8 protein-coding genes are annotated in these 7,881 nt (G+C 38.2%); 2 read left to right on the forward strand and 6 right to left on the reverse strand.

The genetic code is table 11. The annotated features are described in order from the left end of the window. The first annotated feature begins 40 nt into the window (after positions 1-40). A complete protein-coding gene (locus E5A76_RS14755) occupies positions 41-982 on the forward strand; it encodes a questin oxidase family protein (protein ID WP_161119375.1) in 942 nt (313 codons plus the stop codon). A 198-nt stretch (positions 983-1,180) separates the two neighbouring features. Then, positions 1,181-1,426, forward strand: coding sequence for a hypothetical protein (locus E5A76_RS14760; RefSeq protein WP_008989655.1), 246 nt, complete (start codon positions 1,181-1,183; stop codon positions 1,424-1,426). A 583-nt stretch (positions 1,427-2,009) separates the two neighbouring features. Here E5A76_RS14760 and E5A76_RS14765 read toward each other — a convergent pair. The 6 genes from E5A76_RS14765 to E5A76_RS14790 all read right to left on the reverse strand — a co-directional run bounded on the left by E5A76_RS14765 (position 2,010) and on the right by E5A76_RS14790 (position 7,822). Continuing rightward, positions 2,010-2,315 (reverse strand): hypothetical protein, encoded by a 306-nt coding sequence (locus tag E5A76_RS14765; protein ID WP_008989656.1) that lies wholly within the window; start codon positions 2,313-2,315, stop codon positions 2,010-2,012. Positions 2,316-2,616: 301 nt separating this feature from the next. Further along, complete coding sequence (locus E5A76_RS14770) at positions 2,617-3,015, reverse strand: VOC family protein (protein ID WP_161119380.1); 399 nt, start codon at positions 3,013-3,015, stop codon at positions 2,617-2,619. 319 nt (positions 3,016-3,334) lie between these two features. Continuing rightward, a complete protein-coding gene (locus tag E5A76_RS14775) occupies positions 3,335-4,162 on the reverse strand; it encodes a restriction endonuclease (RefSeq protein WP_161119376.1) in 828 nt (275 codons plus the stop codon). Positions 4,163-4,268: 106 nt separating this feature from the next. Further along, positions 4,269-5,645 carry a hypothetical protein gene (locus E5A76_RS14780; RefSeq protein WP_161119377.1) on the reverse strand — a complete coding sequence of 459 codons (1,377 nt, stop codon included), beginning with the start codon at positions 5,643-5,645 and terminating at the stop codon, positions 4,269-4,271. 269 nt (positions 5,646-5,914) lie between these two features. Beyond that, positions 5,915-7,321, reverse strand: coding sequence for a fructose-specific PTS transporter subunit EIIC (locus E5A76_RS14785; RefSeq protein ID WP_161119378.1), 1,407 nt, complete (start codon positions 7,319-7,321; stop codon positions 5,915-5,917). Between the two features lie 51 nt (positions 7,322-7,372). Continuing rightward, positions 7,373-7,822 (reverse strand): PTS sugar transporter subunit IIA, encoded by a 450-nt coding sequence (locus tag E5A76_RS14790; protein ID WP_161119379.1) that lies wholly within the window; start codon positions 7,820-7,822, stop codon positions 7,373-7,375. Between the last annotated feature and the right edge of the window lie 59 nt (positions 7,823-7,881).

Here is a 7,881-nt window from a genome sequence, read left to right on the forward strand (position 1 = left end):
GTATTGATATTGTTATAAAAAAGTAGCATGGAAGCTGTATATGAAATTATCGCTATTAACTAATGAACTGATCTCGACAGGTCTTAAATTCCAACCTACTTATCAAAAAGGGCTGACTAACCATCTACCGATGACATTAGTTGCGCTTGATCAGATGGGTGCAGAAGATGAACGGCTATTAGGTTTTTATCATCAATATATTACTCAACTTGAAAATGTAACTCGTAATGATGCATTTTTAGCGCAAGCCAATAAAATAGAACAACTTATTGAACACAGTGGCATTGATGCAACACTACAACAATATTTACCTAAGCTGATTGCCAGTTTCGCTTCTCAAGCATTCCACTGTCTTATTCGATTAGCTTATGCAGTTAAAAGCCAGCAACCACGAGAGATTGCCTATTCGTTAGCCTATTGGGAGCAACACTATCGCCCTCTCACGCCTCTTTCGACAACAGATAGTTACAACGCAGCAGAACAACTGAAGCAGTTAACCCAAGTACTTTCTACTGCCTCATTTCATGCTGATAATATCAGTGAACGTATCAATGAAGTAGCTAAGCATCCTAACTATCTAAAACTGGCAGCAGTACCTTGTGATATCACCCTTGAAAGTGCATTACAGTTAATCATTAAACAATACAAAACAACGAACGACTTTACTTTGCTCCATGGCATCACAGCGCTACATGCCTTTATTGAGCTGTCACCGTATTTTTCAGATCAAACGACCGCCTTACATTGGTTTTGGCAAAGTTACACCGCAGCTTTTGCTACTGCTTGTCATGTTTTCAACCACAAATCATCACAAACATCTGCACCGCATTTAAGCTGGCTAGAAACACTGTCACGAGGCTCATTAAGCCATAACGATCATACAATTAAACTCATCTATAGCTGTAGCGAGATCTATAAACGCTACCCGTTTGCTGAATTAAAACAAATTGCTCATCAGCGTATTGCTCAAGAAGGACTGTGAAGCACACATTAACAGCCATGCGACATCTGTAGTATGGCTAAATTCTCATCAGGACGTTCATAATCCTTTCATTTAATATCCCTTATTTCCTTCCACAATCTTTCTAGCATTCCCAAATATCCCCATCACAGGTAGAGTATTACTATCTACCAAGCTATTGTTGATATAGCTTACGTTTATTTCGCTATGGTAAGAAAAATGAAAATTGAACAAAACGTTATTGAGACGCTAGAAGAGTTAGAAAACTTTATTATTTCTATTGAAAATGGCGGCTTAGGTCTTAAAGACGTAGAAGGTATTGGTCTTGCAAAGAACAACGCTGATGGTCGTCCATTTATTGCGGTATTCGATCGTAATCAACAACTACTTTACGGACGTTGGTTAAGCCAAGAGGTTTACGATAACGGTAAAGATATCGTACGTAACGGTGTAAAACGTCACTGATAGGTATCAAGGATCTAGCATTAATCTTGGTTAGATCCTAATTTTGCACTAGAGATTAGCTTTTCAGCACTTTCGGCTTTTGTCTATATTGAAAGTAATTCGGCATAAAGAGTTTGGGTTCAGAAACTTTATCGCTGACTTTGACGATATAATTCTCAAGAATATGCCTTCCAACCCGTAGTGTTTCTTCCTTTAACGATAACGGTATTTGATCATGTATTTTCACTCGTCGAAGATCTGATCGTAACCGTGCATTTGTTGCCACGACACTCGCTTCGTGCCGCGTTTTACACAACACACACAAGTAATAATCAAACTTGCCAGAGCTGCCCCAGCCACTTAAAAATGTATTTTTAGCAGTGACGTAATACATGCACCCATGCTCATAAGAACAAATAATACACACACATTAAAGCAAGTTTTTACTTCTGTCACTTAAAGTCCCTACTTTTATTGCTAATAACACTTTTGTTATTACTTTTAATAAGTTAGATAAAAATAACGTAGAACTATAAGGCAATAAAAAAGCCCACTTTTATAGTGAGCTTTAAGAAATACTTCTCAATTTTAATGAAAACGAATCTTACAACTCATTCCACATTGCAGCACCTGGTGCCCATACTTCCACTTTGTTTTTCTCTAAATTACAGCGGAAATTGATATTGCCTCGCTGAGCAGGTTTTATATGGTCAATAAACACCCAACCACGATTTGCTTCATCTTGGTTTTCAGTATTATTCACAGTAAGCGTGTCTGCAGTATATTGTGTTTTGCTCGATACCAGAATTTGGCATTGCTCAACATCATTAGAGGAAGGTGGAGTGAATGGTGTTTCAGCCATATCACAACCAGTTAAAAGTAGTGTAAGCAGTAGGATCTTGGTTTTCATCGTAGACTATTCATCGCATCAAATTTTATCACTAATTTTTGGCGGCATATGAATATCAATGATGTGCCATTAGCGAAGTTGCGCGGGGATTTTATAGATAAAAATATAAATTAACAGTTTTAATTCAACTCTCATGTCAATCTTTTGAGGAAGATCACTTCTCTCACCACATAAGAAATATTTAATAGGAATAATAACTAGATCACAGAATTCCTATTAGTATCAATCATGCCTACAACCTCGTTATTTTTGATTGTTATAGCGCCATAAAAAAGAGATTTTCAATCATATACCGAGTTCATTAATCATCCTTGCTATTATTGATGTAATTAGAAACCTCAATCAGGTTACCATCAGGATCTCTAAAATAGGCAGATATGATTTTACCTAGAGCCCCCGTTCTATAAACTGGCCCCTCAAGTATGTTAATCCCCTTTGCCGCTAAATCATCAATCGCTTGTTGGATAGGCATATCTATAATGAAACATAAATCAGCAGAGCCAGCCCCTACATGTTGCGCTTTAGGCTCAAACTCATTGCCTAACTGGTGAAGATTGATCTTTTGCTGTCCAAAGACTAAAGCAATACGCCCTTGCCCAAACTCAATTTTCTCCATCCCCATCACAGAGGTATAAAACCGCACCGTTTCATCAATATCTTTAACAGTCAGCACTAAATGATCAATTCTATTTATATTCAACATATTAGCTCTATCCCTAAAGGTGATGTTAGTAAATGAGAGAAAAAGAGAATTACCCAAACATTATTATGCATAGGTGGACATGTCATTGACCATCCACATATGAATGAGTATTTGATCTAACACGTTTCTGGACAGAAACCGCTTAGATTATTTGCTCTATTTAGGCTAACTATTATTAGTAAAAGTAAGGGTAATACTCGTCATCAGCTTTGATGATATTTCCAATATTTACTTATATAAGGCGGCTTAGGCTTGTCCAACACTTCGGATAGGTGTCGGCTTCGCGACACATATCCTTATCTGTTATACCAGAATTTCACCCTACGTCGTGAACATCTCCAGTTGTATTATAAAAGTGCTGCTTCCCCGTTTTAACATCTTTTAGAATAGCTTTAGCTATTTCAGCACCTTCGATTACGAATTGATCTTTTGCAACTGACACGTCATAGGTATATCTGATACCAGCTATTTTTACTGGTTCCGATAACTTTGTTTCAATATACGCATCCTCATATTTTACCACATGAACTCTGTTCGTCTCTTTTACCTTGTCATTTGGTAAATGACCTTCAAGGTGACACATTGACTTCCGGCTACCTGCTTTTAGGTCATAAATGAAAACTTCATCACTCATTCCAGATAGTGGAAGTGTGTTATCAAACCCAGACTGCTTAGCCCAGTCTGAGTCGATGAATATTTCTCTATCTTTGACGCGATTCATGATACATCGAGAGTTAAAGACTATTGTTTTAGCCCTCCCCTCCCAGTCAGCCTCATTTGGATATCTCATTTCTTTTAGAGAAATACCATAGTAATCAGCGAATTCCTTAGCACCTTTTTGATAACTTTTCTTTGTAACAAAGATACCTTTGATATTTCCTATATCGTGTAAAACAGCAAAGAAGTCCCTTACCTTTCCGATAGATACATCACTGTTGTAATTTTTACATTCAATTGCAACCCGATGTAATTCCCCCATTAAAGAGAACTCCCAGTAAACATCGATTTGATGTTTACATCCTGATTTTCCTAGAATTCTAACATTGTGCTGTACTTCAACATTAGAGAGTTCATGCTGGTCATTGATAGCCTGATAAATCTCTTGAGCTAACTTTTCATATTCTATGTTTATATCATCTGCCATCGAACACTTCTCCTATTGGTATAACACCCTGTTAAGGTGATGTGAGCAACGCATAGTAAAAATACCAAGCGTTGCGAATAACTCTTAAACAGATTGTTAGCTGTCATTATCTGAGGGGAGAAAAGATGTTCCTTGATATAATAGTGTAACTTTTTTGCTGGTTATCTATTTTTTCATTTTCAATATCATAGTAGTAATGTGTAATTTCATAGTTTTTAAACAACTCAGGATCTAACTTAGTTACTGCATATGGATTATGGTGTATTTGTAGACCGTCGAGGTGTGTTTCAAAATGTTTATTGTTCGGTTTTATATCTACCAGTAAACCATTTACCTCATGAAATCTACTTACCCTTATATCTCGATTCAATTCACTTTGCGTGATTGCTTTTCCGATCGTTGCTGTTGTAGAAAATATAACCGCGCTCACTTCCTTGAATTTATCATTTGTAAATAATCCAAGTTCAAGCGATACAGTATCATTCTTCATGACGTATGGAACTTTTACCTCTTCAAAACCATTACTAGTTTTTACTACACCTTGTCCGTATAGCACACGAATAATTGCTTCATTGTTTTGCATCCAAAAGTGTTTTTGCTCAAAGGGGGCTATTGCTATCACATAAGGAGCATTCTTTACATGCTCAAATTTAGCATATGTTTTAAAGAATTTTTCGTGCTTACTTTTTATTGCATTTAGAACTCTCACACATGCAAAATCTAGAAACTTATCATGCTCTATCTTAGTATTTTCCTGCGACCATTCAGGTTCAGAGTCGTAAGCATGGTTAGCGGTTACAGCCTCAACATTTACAATACTCTTTAAACCATCAGAATTCTTTGAAACAAGAGTAAAATCAGGACTTGCTTTTGAAAAATCTACTGTAAGATTTAAATCTTTGAAACATTGATATAGATACACTTCCCAAAAAGAGGAATTAAAAGTCGTCTGAAACTCATAATTGAACTTATTATCTCTATCTTCAAAGCCACTAGCCCACCTATTAATAACCTCTCGAACGGGCTTATACTCTTCAGATAATAACACGGATAAATTAGGGTTGAGTTTCTTCTCATCTGCGATTATTTCAAATAGATTCAATGGCTTTCTTGCGGCTTGCGACCAATCATTTATAAAAAAGCATCCAAGTTTATAGTGATGTAAAATGTACTCAACTATCGATATCCGTACTGCAGCTGCAGTTTCAATACCAACCCGTTCGGATAACATCATGCTCAGTGAAACTAAAAATTGTTGCGGACCATCAGGACCATCAACATCATCCCAACTTCTTAACATAGCACCGATATATTCAGATTCGTTTATGTAAAAACATTTCATTCGGTCTTGAACAAAGTCTGAACCATGTCTTGCAGCATCCAGTTCTTCCAACACAAACTGCCATGCTACTTTTTTACTATCTTGTTTTGAGTCGATAATTTTTATCAACTCAGATACTGTTGAATCAATTATTTTTTGCATCTGTATTTTACTTTAACTTTTGACAGCTAATAGCTTATTAATAAGCACTCTTACTTTCACGCAAAAGAGTGCCCCTAAAGATCCATAATCATAATCAATTTAACTCATAAATATCATGAGCCTAGTTGCATTATTTTGTTTCAAAATGTTTGTTGGATATGTGGAAAGTAATAAATGCATTAAATCCGTCTAATTTCACTGCCTATATAAAAAAAGGCCATGAACATTACGCTCATAGCCTTTACGTTTTCTGTCTAACTTTTACGGCATTAGCTCATAAAGGTTTTAGCTTTCTTCATTGCTTCTTTGGTTGAACATTCAATCACGTTTACGCCATTGAAACGCTCTACTTCTTTTACTGCAATGTCGTGTGCCAAGATAACGTATTTCGCATTGGCAATATCCGTTGCGGTTAAGCGGTTTTGGATACCGTTTTGACCTTGAGTTTCCACTTTTGCTTTCAAGCCTAGCTCTTTCGCTGCTTTGTAAATCGCTTTTTCAGCCATGAATGTATGGGCTACGCCTGAAGGACAACAAGTGATAGCGATAACATCGTATTCGCCTTCGCCCGCTACTGGTGCAGCTTCAACTTGTGTTGTTTGATCTGCTTTTGGTGCGATGTCTGCTGTTTCTTCTTCCTCTTTGACTTCAGGTTTCCAGAAACCAACGATGATAGCGGTAGTGAATGAGCCCGCTAGAATACCTGCCACGTACATTGGAATGTTGCTAGAAACAGGTGCTGTAATTAAGCCGCCCCAAGGTGCATGAAGAAGTACGTCTGTTGCGAAACCGAAGATACAACCCACCATACCGCCGATCACGATCGATGGAAGTACACGCATTGGATCGTTAGCTGCAAATGGAATTGCACCTTCAGAGATACCGATAGAACCCATGATCGCCGCAGCTTTACCTGCTTCACGCTCTTCAGTTGAGAACTTCTTCTTAAATAGGAATGTTGCTAGTGCCATACCTAGTGGTGGAGTACAGATAGCAATACCCACGCCACCCATTAGCCAAGGTTGAGTATCAACTTGAGTTTGTGCAAATAGAGTAGCAACTTTGTTGATAGGGCCGCCCATATCAAACGCTGTCATACCACCTAGAATTGCACCTAGTACTGCTTTAGAAGAACCCGCCATTGATGCGAGGAATTCGTTCATGTTTGCCATGAAAGTCGAAATGAAAGCACCTAAGCCCCACATTACGATACCTGCACTGATCAATGTACCTGCAAGTGGGTATAGGAAGTACACACCCAGTGCTGATAGGTGGTTAGGAATTGGAATTTTCTTAAGTTGTAGTACCACAATACCTGAGATGAAACCGGCAATGATACAGCCAAGGAAACCGCCGCCCATGTCAGCCATAATGCCTGATGCAATAAATGCTGGCGCAAGTGCAGGTTTATCTGCAATTGAGTAGCCAATAAAGCCACCAAGAATGATTGGGAATAGCACCAAGCCTTTGATAGCAATGGTTGAGATATCTTTCAGAATACCTGTATCAGGCACCGCACCTTGACCTGTTGCCATTACAGCTAGGGCCAACAATACACCACCGGCTACAACGAAAGGTAGCATGTGGGAAGTACCAAATAATAAGTGTTGTTTCATGGTCGACAGTGTTTGTTTCCAATCACTGCCTTGACCGTTGGTCATTGTTGTCGTTGTCATGGGTACATCACTCTTTTTTAATTATAAATGGGGGAATGTTGAAACAGGTGATTATGAAAATTGATCAGATAACAGCACGTCTAAGGCTTGTTGCTCTGATGTGGCGTTATGCATGGCTTCAAGAAACTCATCGCCGAACTTGCCGAACAGTTCTTGAAGCACATAAATGTGGTGATCTGCACCGTTATTAGGTGAGGCAATCATGAAAAATAACGAAGGCTCGACACCGTCTTCATCACCGTATGCGATGGTCTCTTTTTTGATCCCAACGGCAATAGCAGGTTCTAATACCGCTTTTGATTTGGCATGAGGGTAGGCAATGCCATCCATGCAAGTGATGCTGTCGGATTCACGTTGTTGAATGTCGGCTAAAAACTGCGCTTTATCTGAAATACGGTTGTTGGCGTGCAGTACATCAACCAGCTCTTGGAATAGCTCGTCTTTGCTGGTGGCGTTTAAATTGATTTTGATGTGATGAGTATTTACTAATGTGGAAAGCATAAAATTTCTCAAAGTCCATTTAAGTTAGAGAAAAGTATACGTATCTGCTTCTTTGAAAT

It is taken from the genome of Photobacterium lucens (assembly GCF_009873615.1).
Lineage (GTDB): Bacteria > Pseudomonadota > Gammaproteobacteria > Enterobacterales > Vibrionaceae > Photobacterium > Photobacterium lucens.